The organism is Sulfurovum sp. (genome assembly GCF_041562805.1).
Classification (GTDB): Bacteria; Campylobacterota; Campylobacteria; order Campylobacterales; family Sulfurovaceae; genus Sulfurovum.
Genome location: NZ_JBFFOH010000041.1, coordinates 1 through 18890, shown reverse-complemented (window position 1 = coordinate 18890; position 18890 = coordinate 1). Strand labels below are relative to the sequence as shown.

General features: G+C 36.7%; 20 protein-coding genes. 13 read left to right on the top strand and 7 right to left on the bottom strand.

Annotated elements, in window-relative coordinates; genetic code table 11:
• The 9 genes from ABYK33_RS07015 to ABYK33_RS06975 all read left to right on the top strand — a co-directional run.
• Positions 1-198 (top strand): DUF4212 domain-containing protein (locus tag ABYK33_RS07015; RefSeq protein WP_373032346.1); only part of this gene is annotated, 198 nt, incomplete at its 5' end.
• Between the two features lie 9 nt (positions 199-207).
• Complete coding sequence (locus ABYK33_RS07010) at positions 208-2103, top strand: sodium:solute symporter family protein (protein WP_373032345.1); 1896 nt, start codon at positions 208-210, stop codon at positions 2101-2103.
• Positions 2104-2165: 62 nt separating this feature from the next.
• Positions 2166-3986, top strand: coding sequence for a putative nucleotidyltransferase substrate binding domain-containing protein (locus tag ABYK33_RS07005; protein WP_373032344.1), 1821 nt, complete (start codon positions 2166-2168; stop codon positions 3984-3986).
• Entirely contained in the window at positions 3983-4615 is a 633-nt protein-coding gene (locus tag ABYK33_RS07000) for a 3'-5' exonuclease (RefSeq protein ID WP_373032343.1), read from the top strand. The genes ABYK33_RS07005 and ABYK33_RS07000 overlap by 4 nt, the downstream gene beginning before the upstream one ends.
• Before the next feature lie 61 nt (positions 4616-4676).
• Complete coding sequence (gene acs / locus ABYK33_RS06995; protein WP_373032342.1) at positions 4677-6641, top strand: acetate--CoA ligase; 1965 nt, start codon at positions 4677-4679, stop codon at positions 6639-6641.
• 86 nt (positions 6642-6727) lie between these two features.
• Positions 6728-7624 carry a hypothetical protein gene (locus tag ABYK33_RS06990; RefSeq protein WP_373032341.1) on the top strand — a complete coding sequence of 299 codons (897 nt, stop codon included), beginning with the start codon at positions 6728-6730 and terminating at the stop codon, positions 7622-7624.
• Between the two features lie 91 nt (positions 7625-7715).
• Positions 7716-8306, top strand: coding sequence for an adenylate kinase (locus ABYK33_RS06985; RefSeq protein WP_373032340.1), 591 nt, complete (start codon positions 7716-7718; stop codon positions 8304-8306).
• 10 nt (positions 8307-8316) lie between these two features.
• On the top strand, positions 8317-8658 hold the full coding sequence (locus ABYK33_RS06980; protein WP_373032338.1) for a hypothetical protein: 342 nt from the start codon (positions 8317-8319) through the stop codon (positions 8656-8658).
• A gap of 52 nt (positions 8659-8710) precedes the next feature.
• Positions 8711-9607: an AEC family transporter gene (locus ABYK33_RS06975; protein ID WP_373032337.1), complete on the top strand. Its 897-nt coding sequence runs from the start codon at positions 8711-8713 to the stop codon at positions 9605-9607.
• 15 nt (positions 9608-9622) lie between these two features.
• On the opposite strand, the gene ABYK33_RS06970 is transcribed toward ABYK33_RS06975, so the two are convergent.
• The 6 genes from ABYK33_RS06970 to ABYK33_RS06945 all read right to left on the bottom strand — a co-directional run bounded on the left by ABYK33_RS06970 (position 9623) and on the right by ABYK33_RS06945 (position 13531).
• Positions 9623-10231 carry a tRNA-uridine aminocarboxypropyltransferase gene (locus tag ABYK33_RS06970; protein WP_373032336.1) on the bottom strand — a complete coding sequence of 203 codons (609 nt, stop codon included), beginning with the start codon at positions 10229-10231 and terminating at the stop codon, positions 9623-9625.
• On the bottom strand, positions 10215-11414 hold the full coding sequence (locus ABYK33_RS06965) for an MFS transporter (RefSeq protein WP_373032334.1): 1200 nt from the start codon (positions 11412-11414) through the stop codon (positions 10215-10217). The genes ABYK33_RS06970 and ABYK33_RS06965 overlap by 17 nt, the downstream gene beginning before the upstream one ends.
• A 9-nt stretch (positions 11415-11423) precedes the next feature.
• Positions 11424-12182: a competence/damage-inducible protein A gene (locus ABYK33_RS06960; protein ID WP_373032333.1), complete on the bottom strand. Its 759-nt coding sequence runs from the start codon at positions 12180-12182 to the stop codon at positions 11424-11426.
• Between the two features lie 96 nt (positions 12183-12278).
• A complete protein-coding gene (locus tag ABYK33_RS06955; RefSeq protein WP_373032332.1) occupies positions 12279-12527 on the bottom strand; it encodes a cytochrome C oxidase subunit IV family protein in 249 nt (82 codons plus the stop codon).
• Between the two features lie 3 nt (positions 12528-12530).
• Complete coding sequence (locus ABYK33_RS06950) at positions 12531-13121, bottom strand: cytochrome c oxidase subunit 3 family protein (protein ID WP_373032331.1); 591 nt, start codon at positions 13119-13121, stop codon at positions 12531-12533.
• Positions 13118-13531, bottom strand: a complete 414-nt coding sequence (locus ABYK33_RS06945; protein WP_373032330.1) for an Rrf2 family transcriptional regulator — start codon at positions 13529-13531, stop codon at positions 13118-13120. The genes ABYK33_RS06950 and ABYK33_RS06945 overlap by 4 nt, the downstream gene beginning before the upstream one ends.
• A gap of 131 nt (positions 13532-13662) precedes the next feature.
• On the opposite strand from ABYK33_RS06945, the gene ABYK33_RS06940 reads away from it, so the two are divergent.
• From ABYK33_RS06940 to ABYK33_RS06925, 4 genes are read left to right on the top strand one after another with little or no spacing between them, the layout of a single operon-like run.
• Positions 13663-14109, top strand: coding sequence for a cytochrome c (locus ABYK33_RS06940; protein WP_373032329.1), 447 nt, complete (start codon positions 13663-13665; stop codon positions 14107-14109).
• Between the two features lie 8 nt (positions 14110-14117).
• Complete coding sequence (locus ABYK33_RS06935) at positions 14118-15491, top strand: cbb3-type cytochrome c oxidase subunit I (protein ID WP_373032328.1); 1374 nt, start codon at positions 14118-14120, stop codon at positions 15489-15491.
• A 9-nt stretch (positions 15492-15500) separates the two neighbouring features.
• Positions 15501-17294 carry a nitric oxide reductase activation protein NorD gene (locus ABYK33_RS06930; RefSeq protein WP_373032327.1) on the top strand — a complete coding sequence of 598 codons (1794 nt, stop codon included), beginning with the start codon at positions 15501-15503 and terminating at the stop codon, positions 17292-17294.
• 12 nt (positions 17295-17306) lie between these two features.
• A complete protein-coding gene (locus tag ABYK33_RS06925; RefSeq protein WP_373032326.1) occupies positions 17307-18092 on the top strand; it encodes a CbbQ/NirQ/NorQ/GpvN family protein in 786 nt (261 codons plus the stop codon).
• A 24-nt stretch (positions 18093-18116) separates the two neighbouring features.
• Here ABYK33_RS06925 and rpoD read toward each other — a convergent pair.
• On the bottom strand, positions 18117-18890 hold a 774-nt coding region (rpoD, locus tag ABYK33_RS06920), incomplete at its 5' end, for an RNA polymerase sigma factor RpoD (RefSeq protein ID WP_373032325.1).

Genomic DNA, 18890 nt, shown 5'->3' with positions numbered 1-18890 from the left:
CTTTTAGTCGTATGGTTCCTTGTTTCTTTGGGAGCGGGAGTATTGTTTATCAATCAACTCAACGCTATTGAGATCAGTGGAGTGAAACTAGGTTTTTGGTTTGCACAACAGGGTTCAATTTACGCATTTGTAATACTTATTTTCGTATATGTATTTAAAATGCAAAAAATTGATGAAAAATATGGCGTAAACGAGTAGGGAGATAGAATGGAATTACAAAGTTTAATTTACATATTTGTAGGTGTGACTTTTGCAATATATATTGGTATTGCAATATGGAGTAGAGCAGGTTCTACGAAAGAGTTTTATGTTGCAGGTGGTGGAGTTCACCCAGTGGCAAATGGTATGGCAACAGCAGCAGACTGGATGTCAGCGGCGTCATTTATCTCACTTGCAGGTATCATTTCTTTTAAAGGATCTGATGGTGGTGCTTACCTTATGGGTTGGACTGGTGGTTATGTACTACTAGCAATGTTATTGGCGCCTTATTTGAGAAAATTTGGTAAGTTTACAGTACCTGACTTTGTTGGTGACAGATATTATTCTGACATTGCAAGAACAGTTGCGGTTGTAGCAGTTATCTTTATCTCGTTTACATATGTTGCGGGACAAATGAGGGGTGTTGGGATCGTATTTTCTAGATTCTTACAGGTAGATGTTAACACAGGTGTTATGCTTGGTATGGGTATCGTATTTATCTACTCTGTATTGGGAGGTATGAAAGGTATTACATATACACAAGTTGCACAGTATGTTGTAATGATCTTTGCATTTACAGTACCAGCGATCTTCCTTTCACTTCAGGTAACAGATACATTCTTACCACAAATGGGACTCTTTTCTCAGACGGCCTTTGCATTTGATGATGGGGTGAGGACCATAGAACAGGGTACGTACCTTATGCATGCTCTAGACCAAGCGGTAAATGACCTAGGGTTTAATAACTACACTGAGCCAGGATCTGTATTTAACATGTTTATGTTAACTGTCGTACTTATGGCTGGTACAGCGGGACTACCTCACGTTATTGTTAGATTCTTTACAGTTCCTACTGTAAAAGATGCAAGAATCTCTGCTGGTTGGGCATTAGTGTTTATTGCTATTATGTATACAACGATTGCTTCAGTTGCAGCATTCTCAAGAGTAAACCTTATCTCAAATGTACAAAACGTTGAATATAAGTCTTTTGTAAATGGTGGTGTTGAAAGAGCAGATGGTACTATCAATGATGGTTCATGGTTCAAAACTTGGGAACAAGGTGGACTACTTGCTTGGAATGATAGAAATGGCGATGGTAAGATCCAATACGCTAAAGGTGCAGCATTTGATGGTGCTAAAGGTAAACCAGCATACGATGGTGACAAAAGAGGAGAGCATGGTCAAAGATTGACTACAAATGCTAAACCAGCTGCTACGGCAGAAGAAACAGCAGGAAACAACGGAATCGCTAATGAGATCTATGTTGATAGAGATATTATGGTTCTTGCAAACCCTGAGATCGCTAACTTGCCTAACTGGGTAATAGCATTGATGGCAGCCGGTGGACTTGCAGCAGCACTTTCAACAGCAGCTGGATTGTTACTTGTTATTTCATCATCAATTTCTCATGACTTGTTCGGTCAAGTTATCATGAAAGATAAAGCAACAGGTAAATCAACACTTACTGAAAAATCAGAGTTGAGATTGGCAAGAGGTGCCGCCGTTGTGGCCATACTGGTCGCCGGATATCTGGGTATAAACCCTCCAGGTTTCGTGGCACAGGTTGTTGCATTTGCATTTGGTTTGGCAGCAGCATCATTCTTCCCAGTAATTATCTTGGGTGTGTTTGATAAGAGAATGAATAAAGAAGGTGCGATCGCTGGTATGTCCATCGGTCTTACATTTACATTCGTCTATATTGTATACTTCGTATTTATGGGTGGAGCAAAAGAAGATTACCTCTTCGGTATTGCACCAACTGGTATTGGTACTTTAGGTATGGTTATACACTTCATTGTAGCTTACTTTGTATCAAGAGCTACGCCACCACCACCGGCAGAGATTCAGGCTATTGTAGAAAATATCCGTGTCCCTTCTGGTGCAGGTGGAGCTATAGACCACTAAGAAAACTTGGAACTTGCCTTTGGGCAAGTTTCACCATTCTAAAGAGAGAAAAGAGAAAGAATTTGAGCTTACACGATCAAAAAAACTTTATAAAAGAAATCCATCCATTTGAAGAACTTACAGAGTTTGAACTGGATAAAGCTTTAAAAAACATGGATATAGCTTATTATCCTAAAGATACAATTTTAATTTCTCCTGAAAATATTAGTGATTATTTCTATATTATAATCAAAGGTGAAGTCAACGAATATAACAATAATGATGAGTTGACCTTTGTTTATCATGAACAAGATGAGTTTGATGCAGATTCTCTGATATACAACAAAACAGAGAGTAAGTTTGTTGTTAATGAACAGCTTATCTGTTATGAATTAAAAAAATCTACATTTTTAAGTTTGTTGGGGTCAAATAAAAAATTTGAAAGCTTTTTCCTTAAAACCCTAACTTCTAGATTTAGAACACTTAAAAACAAAGAGTATGGTTCGGATATATCATCGTTTATGTTTGCAAAAGTAAGTGACCTTTATATGCATAAACCATGTATTGTCACAGCAGAGACAAGTATTAAGGATGCTATAGAACAATCTATGGCAGGGAAAACTTCTACCATTATTGTAGAAGATGATTCACAATATGGTGTTGTAACAGATTCTAATTTAAAAAAAGATGTCTTGTTAGTAGGAAAAGATCTAGCCAGTCCCATAGGTGAGATAGCAAACTTTCCATTTATCTGTGTACAAAAAGACGATTTTTTATTTTCAGTGTTATTGAGAGTAGTGAAGAATAACATAAAAAGAGTGGGAGTCCTTGAAGATGGAAAGATAGTGGGTTTGATCATGCAAATAGATATATTGAGTTATTTTGCAAACCATACACATATCGTTACCGTAAAGATAGCTAATGCTAAGACCATGGAAGAACTTAAAGATGCCAGTGACGATGTCAATAAAACGATCAAGTCACTTTATGATAAGAGTTTGTCATCAAAATATATAGGAAAAATGGTTGCAGAACTTAATGCTAAAATTTATGAAAAGCTTTTTAGTTTTGTTGTCCCCGCAGAGTTACACAGTAAATGTGCACTTTTGGTTATGGGAAGTGAAGGAAGAGATGAACAGATAATTAAGACAGATCAGGATAATGCCCTGATAGTTGCAAATGACACAGATGTAGAACAATTTCGTCCTTATATGGAAGAATTCACAAAACATCTTATTTCATTTGGTTTTCCTCCATGTGATGGAAATATCATGGTAAATAACCCGTATTGGTGTAGAACACAAGCTGAATTTGAAGACCAAATAGAAGTTTGGTTTGAAGGTAAGGATATGGATCATTATATGGATCTAGCGATATTCTTTGATGCCAAATGTGTAGCGGGTGATGCAACTTTGCTGGAACCATTAATGACTAAGATATTTGATATGGTTAAACAAAAAGATGTTTTCATGGCTTACTTTGCAAGAAATGCACTTCTTTTTCAAACACCTATCGGTATGTTCTCATCACTTCGCACGAATGATGAGGGTAAGATAGATATCAAAAAAGGTGGTATCTTTGCCATAGTTCAAGGTGTTAGAAGTTTAGCTCTGGAAAATGGTGTTATAGTAAATTCAACTGTGGCACGAATTAAACAGTTACATAAGTTAGGTGTTTTAGAAAAAGAGATGGCTTCAGAACTTATAGAGGCCTTGGGACTCTTGTCTAGACTAAGACTTCAGTGTCATATTGCAAAACAAAAAAAAGGTTTGCCACTTGACAATGTTATTGATGTGAGCATTTTTGGAAAAAGTGAAAGAGATATGCTAAAAGCTAGTTTTACTGTTGTGAACTCATTTAAAAAATTCATCACACATCATTTTCGTTTAGGTAACCTGGCATGATGATCGAAAAATTAAAATACTATTATCAAAAGTCTAGACTTAAGAATGATGAGTTTGCCTTTTTATTCGATGAACTTCCAGAGGATGAAGAGTTTGTTTCTTTCGATTGTGAAACCACAGGATTGAATGTTAAAAAAGATGAAATTCTTTCTATTGGTGGAGTGAAGATCATGAATAGTAAAATAGAATTCAGTGAATCTTTTGAGAGATTTGTGACGCCTGTGAATCACATATGTGAAGAGAGTATTAAAATCCATCATATACGACCCTGTGATATGGAAGACAGTATTGAAGCCAAAATAGCTATCGAAGAGTTTTTACACTTTATAGGCAACAGAACACTTATCGGTTATTATATAAAATTTGACATTGCGATGATCAACCGTTATGCAAAAAAATTGATAGGCACTACGATACCTAATAAAAGTATAGAACTTTCAAGTATGTATTATAAACGCTATAAGAAGGAGTCATCTCATGAATTTGTAGATTTGAAGTTTGATACGATCATGGATAAATTGGATTTACCCAAACTCGGACAGCATGATGCATTGAATGATGCTGTGATGTCAGGAATGATGTATCTTAAACTGAAGGATATGCCGGAATATAAAGGCGCATTTAGTTAAGTTAAATTTATCTTAAAATTACAGTGGTAATTTTTACATAAACTTACAAGAGGAAGAAAATATGTTACAAGATATCTATCAACCAAACCCTGAATTTGCAAAAGATGCAAGAGTACAAAATATATGTGAATACAATGCTTTAGTAAAAAAAGCTACTGATGACTATGAAGGTTTCTGGAAAGAATATGCCGATGAGAAGATCGATTGGTTTGAACCGTATGATACGGTCCTAGATGAGTCTAATGCACCATTCGTGAAATGGTTCAATGGCGGTAAACTAAATGTTGCGCACCAATGTGTGGACCGTCATTTAGAGACGCAAAAAAATAAAGCAGCGATCATTTTCGAAGGTGACAGAGGTGACAAGCAGGTCATCACCTATCTTGACCTTTTTTATGAAGTAAATAAATTTGCTAATCTTCTTAAAGAAGATTTCGGTGTAAAAAAAGGTGATAGAGTTGTCATCTACATGCCAATGATCCCTGAAGCTGCTTATGCGATGTTAGCATGTGCACGTATCGGTGCGATCCACTCTATCGTGTTTGGGGGATTCTCTTCTGAAGCACTACGTGACAGAATCGAAGATGCTGAAGCAAAAGTAGTGATCACTGCAGATGGTGCCTTTAGAAAAACAAAACCATATATGCTAAAACCTGTAGTAGATGCAGCACTTACAGGCGAGACACCGGTTAAAAAGGTATTAGTTGTAGAGAGAAACCATGAAGATGTTACCTGGGTAGCAGGACGTGACTACTCGTACAATGAACTTATCCAAAGTAAATCAGGTAGATGTGATGCAGAACCTATGGATAGTGAAGATCCTCTTTTCTTACTCTATACTTCTGGTAGTACAGGTAAACCAAAAGGTGTACAACACAACACAGCGGGATATATTCTTTGGGCACAAATGACTATGGAATGGGTATTTGACGTTAAAGAAAATGATACGTACTGGTGTACGGCAGATATTGGTTGGATCACAGGACATACCTATATTGTATATGGACCACTTGCAATGGGTGCTACAACTGTAATGTTTGAAGGTGTTATTACCTTCCCTGATGCAGGACGCCCTTGGAAAATGGTAGAAGAACATAGGATCAACCAGTTCTATACAGCACCAACAGCAATTCGTGTACTTCATAAAATGGGTGAAGATGAACCGGCTAAATATGATCTTTCAAGTCTTAAAGTACTCGGTACTGTAGGGGAACCTATCGATCCTCCTGCATGGAAATGGTACTATGAGGAAGTGGGTCAGAGTAAGTGTGCTATTGTTGATACATACTGGCAGACAGAGACAGGTGGTCACATCGTTTCTCCACTTCCTGGTGCGACACCTATCAAACCGGCATGTGCAACACTTCCATTACCAGGTATTATGGCTGAGATACTTGATCCAGAAACGGGTGAAAAAGTAGGTGAAGGTGAAAGTGGATACATGTGTATCACGCGCCCTTGGCCAGCTATGATCCGTGGTGTATGGGGTGATGAAGAACGTTTTAAAAAGTCTTACTTCGGAGACGTGACTAAAGACGGTAAAGCAGTATATTTTACAGGTGACGGTGCAATATATGGTGAAAATGGTTATATCACGATCACTGGTCGTACAGATGATGTTATTAATGTATCTGGACACCGTATGGGTACGGCAGAAGTAGAAGCGGCAGTTAAGAAGCATAACAATGTAGCAGCAGTCGCTGTTGTAGGTAAACCTCATGAACTTAAGGGAGAAGGAATTTTTGCATATATCGTGCTTAAATCTACACCTATGGAACACAAAGATGATGTAGCTGATGAATTTGAGACCATGAAAGAGATTAATACGATCATTAAAACTGAGATCGGTAATATCGCAGTGTGTGATAATATGGTCTTTGTTCCAGATCTTCCAAAAACAAGGTCAGGAAAGATCATGAGAAGGATCCTTAGAGCGATTGCAAAAGGCGAAAAGATCACTCAAGATACTTCAACGCTTGAAGATCCTAGTATTGTTGGACAGATAGAGGCACTTGTTAACGCATAATCCTTACCGTTTATCCTTCTTCTTTTAGGGGAGGAGGATAATAATACTTATATACATAATTAAATAACCAATGGATCTAACTTAAAATGATAATAACGATTATAGAAAAAGAGATACTACTCGCCAATGACATATCAGGCAAGTTACAAAAACAAGGATATAAAACTGAAGTTTTTGATTGTATCACTAAAGCTACTACTTTTAGTAAGGGAGATGTCTATTTACTCTCTACAGTATTTTCTATGCAAAGTACAAAAGTTTTTATGGAAAAATTCCAACATAAATCTATTTTATTGTTAGTAAGCCATAAAAGTAAAGAGACACTTACTGAACCTATTGAATTAGGTGCTAAAGATTATATTATGAAACCTGTAAGTATAGAGATATTGATCAAAAAGATCGAACACTATCAAGAGTTTGAGAAACTCAAATTTCAACATGCATTACATAGAGAGTATCACAACTATGTGTTAAAAGATATTGACATTGAGCAATACATTGATAAAATTGGTTTCCCTATGATAATTATTACAAATAATGTAGTGTATATTGATCAATTGGTGTTAGCCTATGCAAAAAAGAAAAGTATGGATGTCATTTTTATTTCACTAAATACTAAGACATGGAGAGACAAAATTCGTTTTGCTAACAGAGATCAACCTCTTTACCTTTCCGGACTGGAATCGTTAAATATAAAAGAGAGAAATAGTTTATTTGATAAATTGGAAGGTCGAAAATTCATCATTTCCAGTTTTACCAGTGTTAATAAACCTTATGAAACCATAGAAATAGCGGTGCAGAGTACATCACTCTACAAAAATGAAATTCTTACCATCTCAGGTTATGCATTGATGGTAATTAAATCTTTACAATATAAGATGTCAGATATAGCCATTTCTGAGAAGCTGGGTTATACACGAAAAAAGGTCGCTTCGTTAAGAAAAAAACATGAACTTTTCAAGGGCGATAGGTTACGGGCATAAAATAACTAAAATTTATATATATGCTATAGTAATGCTATATCAGCATGGCATAATATATTCAAAATGAATTGAATTGGATAATCACATCACTATGAAAAAAAAATTATTTCTCATTATCGGAGCACCAGGTTCTGGTAAAACAACTGACGCAAGCATCATCGCAGGAAGACACACAGATAGTATCATACATTACTCAACTGGAGATATGTTAAGAGAAGAGGTAGCCAGTGGCAGTGAACTTGGTAAGACCATAGATGGGTTTATTACTCAAGGAGCATTGGTTCCTCTTAATATCATCATGGATACTATTATTTCTGCGATCAAAAATGCACCAACTGATGTTGTCCTGATAGATGGTTATCCAAGAAGCGTTGAGCAGATGCATGCACTTGATGAAGTTTTAAAAAATGAAACAGAGATCGAGCTTGTTTCTGTGATCGAAGTACATGTGAGTGAATATGTGGCCAAAGGGCGCATTTTAGGAAGAGCTGCAGAGGCAGAAGTAGTACGTTCGGATGACAGTTTAGAAGTCTTCTTTGACAGAATGAAAATTTATACTACGCCACTACAAGAGATCCAAACATTTTATACTGAAAAAAACCTCTTGAAGATCATTGATGGTGAGAGAACGCTTGATCTTATTGTCAAAGAGATGGAAATGTTTGTACTGAACAAAATATAAAGAGAAAATGATGACACTTATTGAACTATTTACAGATTATGTAAGAAACCAAAAAGATCTCAAAGAGTATGTTGAACTGAGAAAAGATATTAATACACGTGGTGAGTTTAATGATAAAACACTTATTCAAGCCGCAGAAGATTTGCAAAGATTGAAAAAAGAAGAGCCTGAGATCTATGCTTTAATGTACGATACACTGAATAAGTATTATGAACTTGATGAGGGACATACTGTCGAGTATCCTATTGATTTTGTGCGCGAGATCTTAAAGATATATCAAAGAGGGATTCCTGCCAAAAAAGTGTATGAATGTTATACCAAAGGTTTAACCCATCCTTGTCGTGATGCATAAAATAGTATATAATAGTTTTATTTTACTATGTTATAAGGAGATATAGTCATTTATGGAAAATTTTGTTTTAATACTATTGGCCATCGCCATTGGTTATGGACTCAATAGGTTTCGGATCTTTCCCGAAGATGCAGCAGCGATATTAAATAAATTTGTCATATATATCTCTCTTCCTGCAATGGTATTGTTGCAGATACCTAAACTTACATTCTCTATAGATATTATTATTCCAGTGCTCATCGCCTGGCTCGTTATCATCATCACAGCTATTATAACACTGGTAGTTTCTAAACTACTACGTTTTACAAAAGAAGTAACAGGTGCATTAATGCTTGTAGCTGTATTGACCAATTCATCATTCTTGGGAATACCCATCATCAATGCCTACCTGGGAACAGAAGCACTGCCTTTTATTTTGGTATATGATCAAATGGGTACATTCTTGGCACTCGCAACATATGGTATATTTGTGACTTCTTATTATTCGAATACAAGTGAAATTAATTTTCGGATCATGGCAGTAAAAGTGTTTACTTTTCCCCCATTTATTTCATTGATCATTGCACTGTTCTTTGTAGGTACACCTTTTCCTGATGTGATTTCCAAAGTATTGGCTACTTTAGCCAATACTATTGTACCTATCGCTCTGGTAGCTGTTGGATTACAGTTGCAACTCAAACTTCCTGGCCATGAAATAAAGCCTTTTGGGATTGCACTTTTTATAAAGCTGATCATCGCTCCAATGATAGCACTAGCTATAGTGAACATGGCTGGATGGTCAAATTTGGCAGCAAGTGTATCGGTTATGGAAGCGGGAATGGCACCGATGATCACTGCAGGAGCGATGGCGTCCTTGGCAGGTCTGGCACCAAGACTTAGTTCGGCCATCGTTGGCTATGGTATACTCATCTCTTTTTTTACCACAGCGGTGTTATTTAAATTTATATAGCGTGTGACGAAAGCTTTAGTTACAAGAGAGTTGGTATTCCACCATTTTTTCAAACGGCAGTAAAAAGTGATCTAACTTTTTACTTTCTATCTTTTCCATATGATGCGTGTTTAAAAGTTTCAATACACATAAGGTAGATTCCATTGTACTTAAGCAGTACTCTTTAGGCTGTTCTTTAAAAGTAAATTTTGAGACTTCTGTATGGGTAAAACTCACTTTTTGTAAAGCATTGATATTTGGACTTGCCGTTAAGATGGCTCTTGAACAAGGCCAAGTAGAATCTATAAGAAAAATGATTGTATTTCTTTTCTCTTTGCCTATAGGTTCTTCATTGAGATTGATACTTCTTTCATGTGGGTAGAGGGTGTAACAGACATTTGAAGGATCGTTTATGATATGGTTGATGGCTGCATGTTTTGTAAAATCAATGCCTACATGGATCTCACAATTCTTCAAAGACAAGTTTGTAAAGTGACCTGTACCATTTTTGGTTTTTTTAAACTCTTTTGGATGCATCAAGATAACAAATCGTGTGTTTGTTTCTATGGGAGTGATATATCTGCACATGCATGACGTATGAGGACGATAGCAATTGTAGCAGATACTTCTATTGGCTTTTTTCATCAAGATACTGCTTCTTAAACCAAAGATAATACATTGCCACGAACATAAACCCCATACCTAAAGTAAATGTGATACTTTCTAATGATAGACCCCATTTTGCAGCATAGCCTATAAACATAGCTGTAGCTACATTAGAAAGCATGAAGAACATGTCATTGTAAGAGATGACTCTTCCCATATAATGTGCATCTGTCTCTTCTTGTATGAGCAGGTAAGTGTATGACCAAAGAGTTGTGATGAAAAAGCCGGTGATAAAGAGTGCAATAAGTGCAAAATAAAAATTGTACTCAAGCATTGACCACAGTATGATCGCAAGACCCTGTAGAATGAAGAAATAGTGTAGATTTTCTTTTGAAATGATCCTACTGATGATAAATGGCCCTATCATCAAACCTATTGCTCTAGTAGCGTTCATCCAACCTATGGCAAGAGGAACAGCTATAAATTCTTTGTATCTGAAGTCTGCAAGCAGGGTAATGAGTGCATCAAAACTGGTAAGTCCTATGGCTGCATGAAGCAAGATGAGATGGAGTATTTTTTTATTTGCTATCAGGTAAGCAAAACCATCTTTAAACATTTTCCAGTTTGAATCCGTATGCTGTACTTTTTCAAGAGAGAGTTGTAGACCCAATAAGAGTAATACGGCTATGCCATACAAAAGAGCATCTATAAGAAAGGCAGTATCAAAGCCCATAAAATGTGTTGCAATACCTCCTACAGCCATGCCTGAAGCATAACACAATGACCAGATGATAGAGTGTATTTCATTCGTGTTTTTAAGCATTTTCCCTTGTACGAGTTTAGGAAAAAGTGCCATCTCTGCGGAGAAGAGCATAGAGGCAGCGGAAGAGCGTAAAAAGATGAGTATCATTAACACCCAAATATGTTCGAGTGAATTGATGAAAATGAATCCTAGGGTCATAGATATCTCAATGAGCAGAAGGATCAGCATGAGTTTTTTGAAGTGTATACGGTCTATGATGATACCTATGAGGGGAGCAAGTATAACAGCCGGAAGCATTGCCATGGCAGCAGTAAGGGCTATAGTAATCTCATCAGCCCCATAGGCTACGATCATAGAAAAAATTGCTACTTGTGAAAACCATGTTCCAAAATAAGAGATGAGTTGTATGAGTGAGAGTCTCCTGATGGTAGGGTGTTTCAGTGTTTCTATATAGGTCATCTATTTTGACTACGCTTCATTGTTTTCATCATGTAAACTGTAGACTATCTTCTTTTTCTCAAGTACTTCGATGTACATATGAAAAGATTCAAATGCCAGTTTCTCATTGGTTGATGCAACAGAGATGGAAACTTTCCATCCATCACAATAGAGTTTAGGCAATGAAGAGAATTCTACTTCTTTTGGCATCTTTTCCATGACTTCTATAAATACGTTTTCTTTACAAAGTGCTGTAAGTGTGTGACGATAGTAGGTTCTTTTATTTGGTATCAGGTTCGTGAGTATCTTCTCTACCATGGGATGACTCATCTCGGGAAAACCAGGCATAAAATAATAACGTTCATCCAATGCAAAAGCAGGCATTTTATTGACAGGGTTCTCTAAAAGTGTAGCACCTTTGGGAAGTTCTGCCATACGTACAGAGTAAGGATAGGCCTTGTCGCCCAGTGTATTTACAATGATCTCTTTGGCTTCTTTATGTATGGAAAGATTTCCATCTCTAAGTGCTATGGCTGCACATTTTCTGGTGTAATCATCAGGTGTTGATCCTATACCACCAAATGAAAAGAGTACAGGGTTTGATTGTGAAGCAATGAATTTAATAGTTTGAACAATAAGCGCAGGATCATCTTCTATGATAAAAGAGCCGGAGAGTTTATGGCCCTTTTGTGCTAAAGCTTTAGTAACAAAGTCAAAATGTTTATCTGCTCTACGACGGTTGAGGATCTCTGTACCGATGATCAGAGCGAAGAATTTTGTCTGAGGCATTATATTCCTTGGATGTACACATTTTTGCAAAAAGCATTATAACTAATTTGTGTAATAAATATGATATGTAGAGGTTCAATATTAAAGCAAAATATTTTAGTTTGATATGGGTAAGTAATAAGCAATGGCTATAGACGAAAGAACTATAAACAGCCATATTGTGGGAATTACTCTATAGTTTAAAGTAACCCTTTTCAGGCCCATAAAATACTCACTGACAAGTTGACCTTTAATAAAGGTAGTGAGAAGTAATATAGACACAAAAAGTGAATTGACTAACTTTAGCCATCCTACCAAAAATGCAAAGAGTGTTAAGAGTACCAAAATTATCCATATACTTCTCATGACTTATCTCATGATATAGATCAGTGGAAATAATACTATCCACAGCAAATCAACAAGATGCCAGTATGAAGCACCTGTTTCCATGCCTCTGTGATCTTCTTTACTATACCCACCCATTTTGGCTTTTTTATAGACAGCATATAATATAATGAGTCCTAAGAGTACATGCATAAAGTGAAATGCAGTTAAAAGGATATAGAACATAAAAAATGTATTTGTACTAAGGTTTATTCCTTGTTCAAATTTATCTGAAAATTCTATGCTCTTAATAACAATAAAACTACCACCAAGTACTATCGCGGCTAAAAGCCATCTGGAAGATAGCAGGGAAGCCCTTTTGGTATTAACGGTCTTGATAACCTCAATAGCTTTGACAAGAAAGTAACTACTTGTGATGAGGACAAGTGTGTTGATAAACCCCGATCTTTGGTCTAACAAAAGTTGTGATTGATTAAAGAGTTCAACATCAGCTCTTCTGGCAAATGCATACCCTATAAATAGAGCAGCAAAAGTAACTAACTCCACATAGATAATGATCCAAATAGCAAAATCACCAGGTGGTAGAGATGTTTTAGGTAAAGACTTTGTGATCATAGTTTGAAACTATCACTATCAATATCTTCCAAGGTAGTCTTCTCAAACATTTTTCTTATCAATTCTTTAGGTTTTACCCATTGGTCATGTAAAGCACATTTCTTTTTAGCGTTGCAAGCTCCGATACCTAAGATACATTGTTTATCTTCAGGAAACTCATTAAAGTGTTTTAAGATTTCTATAATTGTGATACTCGAAGCAGGTTTGGAAAGTTTATATCCACCTTCTCTTCCTCGTATGGAGATAATAAGGTCTGCGTTTACCAGTCTCATCATTATTTTAGTTAAGAACTTATAAGGAATGGTCAATGCTTCAGAGAGTTCTTTCGCATTGCATAGATGTTGACTCTCATGATTGGCGATATAACCTAATATACGTATAGCATATTTTGATGAATTAAGTAATTGCATCGGTGACCCTTTACTGATTTACTCATATTATACAAAAATAATTTAATTACTACTTAAAGGTAGAATTAAATTATTTAGGGATACAATACAAAATACTACTTTGAGGTAGAATTTAAAACAAGGATAATCTTATGACTGAACGTATAACGAAAAGTATGGCTAAAAATATTTATTATGGTGGTGGTATGTTTGCACTATTGATATTTTTTGGTCTTACTTTTGATACGGTAAAACAGATACCAGAGCGATCAAATGAAATTGCTATGAGTCATTCTGTGGTTGCCGGTAAAGCATTATGGGAAAAGAATAATTGTGTGGGTTGCCACACTATTTTAGGAGAGGGAGCATATTATGCACCTGAATTAGGAAATGTATTTCAAAGAAGAGGCGCTTCGGATGAAAGTACATTTAAGGGCTATATGTTAGGTTGGATGGCAGCGCAGCCGCTTAATACACCTGATAGAAGAAAAATGCCACAGTTTAACTTGAATGAAGAAGAGGTGAATGCACTTTCAGATTTCTTTATTTGGACATCTAAGGTTGATACAAATGAATGGCCACCAACCATTGAAGGATAGGAGATAGTATGAAATACACATCACAAATGGTCGCAAAACCATATTTTATTTTTGCATTGATTCTTTTAGCAGGAGAGATTTTATTTGGTCTGCTTATGGCAATACAATATTTGTTTGGAGACTTTTTATTTCCACTCATTCCATTTAACGTACTTAGAATGGTACATACAAACTTACTCATAGTACTTATCTTGTTTGGTTTTATGGGCGCTACGTACTACCTTATCCCTGAAGAGTCAGAGAGAGAACTTTGGAGTCCTAAGTTAGCCATCATCACTTTTTGGGTGTTTGCAGCAGCTGGGGTAGCTACTATCCTGGGATATCTTTTTGTTCCATATGCAGCACTCACAGAGCTTACTTTTAACAACCTTTTACCCACTATGGGACGAGAGTTTTTAGAGCAACCTTTACCTACCAAAGTTGGTATTGTTTTAGTGGTTGTCTCTTACATTGTCAACGTCACTATGACTGTGATCTTAGGAAGAAAAACAGTTGTCACTACGGTGTTACTTACAGGGTTGTTTTTCATGGCGGCATTTTTCCTTTTCGCATTTTATGTACCTGAAAACCTTGTCTTAGATAAATTTTTATGGTGGTTTACTGTTCACTTATGGGTGGAAGCGACTTGGGAATTAATCCTTGGAGCTATCTTGGCCTTTGTATTGATCAAAGTCACCGGTGTAGATAGAGAGCATATCGATAAATGGCTTTATCTCATCATTGCTATGACTATGATATCTGGTATCTTAGGTACAGGACACCACTTCTTCTACATTGGTGCTCCTGAGTACTGGTTATGGATTGGATCTATAGCCTCTGCTGTTGAACCTTTACCATTCTTTCTCATGATCCTCTTTGCCTTTTCTATGGCAAAAGACAGAAAGATCCAACATGACAATGAGATGGCACTTACTTGGGCAAAAGGAACTGCAGTAATGGCATTCCTGGGTGCCGGAGTTTGGGGCTTCATGCATACACTAGCACCAGTCAACATGTTTACCCATGGTACACAGCTTACAGCTGCACATGGTCACTTGTCTTTTTATGGTGCGTATATTATGATCATATTTACGATTGTTTCGTATGCAATGCCTATTTTGAGAGGTCGTCCACATGGAAACTCTAAAAAAGCGCAAGCTGTAGAGCTTAAATCTTTTTGGATGATGAACATTGGTATGCTGGGACTTACACTTTCTCTTACTACAGCAGGTATCATGCAGATACTTGATCAAAGAGTAGGTACTGATCTAGTAGGATTTATGGAATCACAAGCATCTATTGCTGGTGTATACACTGTTCGGGCTGGGTTTGGTGTCTTGGTTTTCCTTGGTCTCCTTACTTACTTTGCAGCTTTCTTTGTCAAAGAAGAGCAAACAGCTTAAAGTACAAGAATGATTCATTATTGGCTTGAGTTTGAAGAGAGTATTGGTAGAGTTTGGGATAAATATCTCAACAAAAAAGTAAATAAGTTCCATGAAGAGGAGCGTATTTACTTTGCCGATATTTCAAAATCACTTACTATTTTTCACCATCTTCTAGGTGGTGAACAAGGTAAGGAGCTTCATGTTACAGACAAACGATATGTCGATACTTCGCGAACACTACTTCAAAAAGTATCGTTTTTAGGTAAAGAGTTTTTCCTTACCTGGCAAGATGAAAAGTCTATCTATCTACCTGCATCATTTGCATACTTTCCAAAAAAAGAACAAAATGAAATGCTCTACTATTGGCTTATAGCCATGGTCGCTAAAGTTGACATAAGCAGTGATAATCTTAAAGAACAAAATACCCAAGCTGTAACAGAGCTAACCTCTAAATACAGTGGTTTTGAACACTTCTATAAAAGTGCTACCCACTACCTAAGTGAGCAGTTTGAACAGTTATCATTTATTAATTCTTTTGAAGAAAAGAACAATGAAGATTTAATCAATGATTACCCAAATCCTTTATGGATCTACCCTCCTATAGTCACAAACAGTAAAAGTAGTCATGCAGATGAAGAGGAAGAAGTCCAAAGAGAACAGGATAAAGATAAGACCGATACTCTGGAGATGAAAAAACAAAGTAATCAAATGGACGATGATAAAGAGACAGATGGTTTTTTGGCTTTTTTACCCGAGTCACTCATGAGTATTTTTGAGCAAGTCAATGTAGATAGAATGGAAGATGACAGTTTTGATGAAGATGCCTTATACCATGCAGAAGATCTGGATGAGATCACCATAGGAAAAAAACAGGCAAACCTCTCTTCGAGGATTAAAATGGATTTAGACCTTCAACCGGATATGACTGAGATATATCCTCTGGGGAAAGGGCACTTAATTGATGAATGGGACTATAGGAAAAATGACTACCTCATCAACTATGTACGCATTAAACCGCAAGTCACACTTAACGTCATCCCTATAGAACTACCTAAGAGATTAAAGAAAACCGTTAAAAAAATTCAAGGAGAATTAGACCTTCTTGAACTAGATAGGATCAAAAATGACAGGCTCCCATATGGGGATGAAATAAACATGGACACTTGGATAGACTATAAAGGGCATCAAAATAAATCTACGCACCATCAAAACTTCTATACCACCTATGAAAAGAAAACCAGAGACATGGCAACGCTCATTTTAGCCGATGTTTCACTTTCAACAGAAGGAGGTATCACGCAGGAGGTACGTATCATTGATGTGATAAAAGATGGACTTATCGTTTTCTCTGAAGCGTTGGAAAAACTGCAAGATAAGTTTGCTATCTACTCGTTTTCATCCTTACAAAATAAAAAAGTTTATTTTAATATCATTAAAAACTTTAATGACAAATATTCAGATCTCATTCGTGGTCGTATAGACAGCATGCAACCTCAATACTATACGAGACTCGGTGCAGCTATACGGGAGTCTGCCAAAATTCTGGACAAACAGCAATCTGCTAATAAACTTCTACTCATCATCAGTGACGGAAAACCCAATGATGAAGACAGATATGATGGAAGATACGGGATAGAAGATACCAAAAAAGCCATAGAAGAAGTGAAGAAAAAGGGCATTACGCCTTTTTGTATCACGGTTGACCTGGATGCCAAAGAGTATCTCTCTTACCTCTTTGGAAGAAATGGATTTGCCGTAGTAAGGGATGGTCAAAAACTACCAAAAGTAATACCAGAAGTCTATATCAATTTAACGAAATAATAAAGGAAAAAAATGTCAAATATATATTATTTACCTCAGGGAAATGAAGTCGAGTTATTTGAAGCATCCGCAGGGATGAATCTGCCTGTACTCATCAAAGGTCCTACAGGCTGTGGAAAAACACGGTTTATAGAATACATGGGGGAAAAGTTAAACAGAGATGTCTACACTGTAGTCTGTCATGATGACCTCTCCGCAGCTGACTTGGTAGGCCGTCATCTCATTGATGAAAACGGTACCTACTGGCAGGATGGCCCTTTGACCAAAGCAGTAAGAGAAGGAGGTATCTGTTACCTCGATGAGATTATAGAAGCCAGAAAAGATACTACCGTAGTACTGCACTCCTTGGCTGATTATCGTCGTGTATTACCCATAGACAGAACAGGAGAACTCATTGAAGCTCACCCTGACTTTATGTTAGTGGTCTCCTATAATCCGGGGTATCAAAATGTTCTAAAAGGTATGAAACCCAGTACAAAACAACGTTTTATCTCTTTAGAATTTGATTATCCTGAAGCTGAAAGGGAAAAAAATATTATCATAAAAGAGAGTAGCATAGATGAAGATACAGCCAAAAAGCTTGTCTCTATCGCAGGGGATATACGAAATTTAAGTGATACAGACATTCAAGAAGCTGTTTCCACAAGACTTTTGATCTACGCTGCAAAACTCATGGTAAAAGGTTTTGATGCCTATGAAGCCTGTATCCACACCATAGTGCAGTCATTAAGTGATGAAGATGAAGTGATAGAGGTACTGGAGAAACTTATAGGTTTACACTTTATGCGTAAAGTATAAGTATCTTGCCTCTAAAGAAGAGGGTTACTCTTCGATGTAGTTTTTAAGTTTTCTTCCCACTTTAGGGTGCTTGAGTTTTTTAATCGCAGAAGACTCTATCTGTCTTACTCTTTCACGTGTAACACTAAGCTCTTTTCCTATCTCTTCAAGTGTTCTATCACTTTCATCTTCAAGAAGACCAAAACGCATACGAATGACGGCTTTTTCTCTTTCATTCAGTTGATCAAGTACGTCATCTATCTGGTTGTTCAGGTCATCTTTAAGTACGACATCTGTTGGACTTAGTGTCGTTTTGTCTTCGATGAAATCACCAAATCTACCATCATCTTCATCACCTACCGGTGTTTCAAGACTTACTGGCTCTTTAGTGATCTTGATCACATTTTTAACTTTATCTACAGAGAGACCTACCTCTTCAGCAATAGTGTCAAGGTCTGGCTCTTTCCCTGTTTCCTGAAGATGCTTTCTAATGATCTTATTGATACGGTTAATAGTCTCTATCATGTGAATAGGGATACGGATCGTTCTAGCCTGATCTGCAATAGCTCTGGAAATAGCTTGACGTATCCACCATGTTGCATAGGTTGAAAATTTGTATCCTTTTTCATATTCAAATTTATCAACAGCTTTCATCAGACCTATATTTCCTTCTTGGATAAGGTCAAGGAATGGAAGCCCTCTGTTCGTATAACGTTTGGCGATAGATACAACCAATCTAAGGTTAGACTTTGCCATACGTGTTTTAGCTACTTCACTTTTTGCTTTACCTTGACGGATCTGTCCTAATATCTCCTGGAG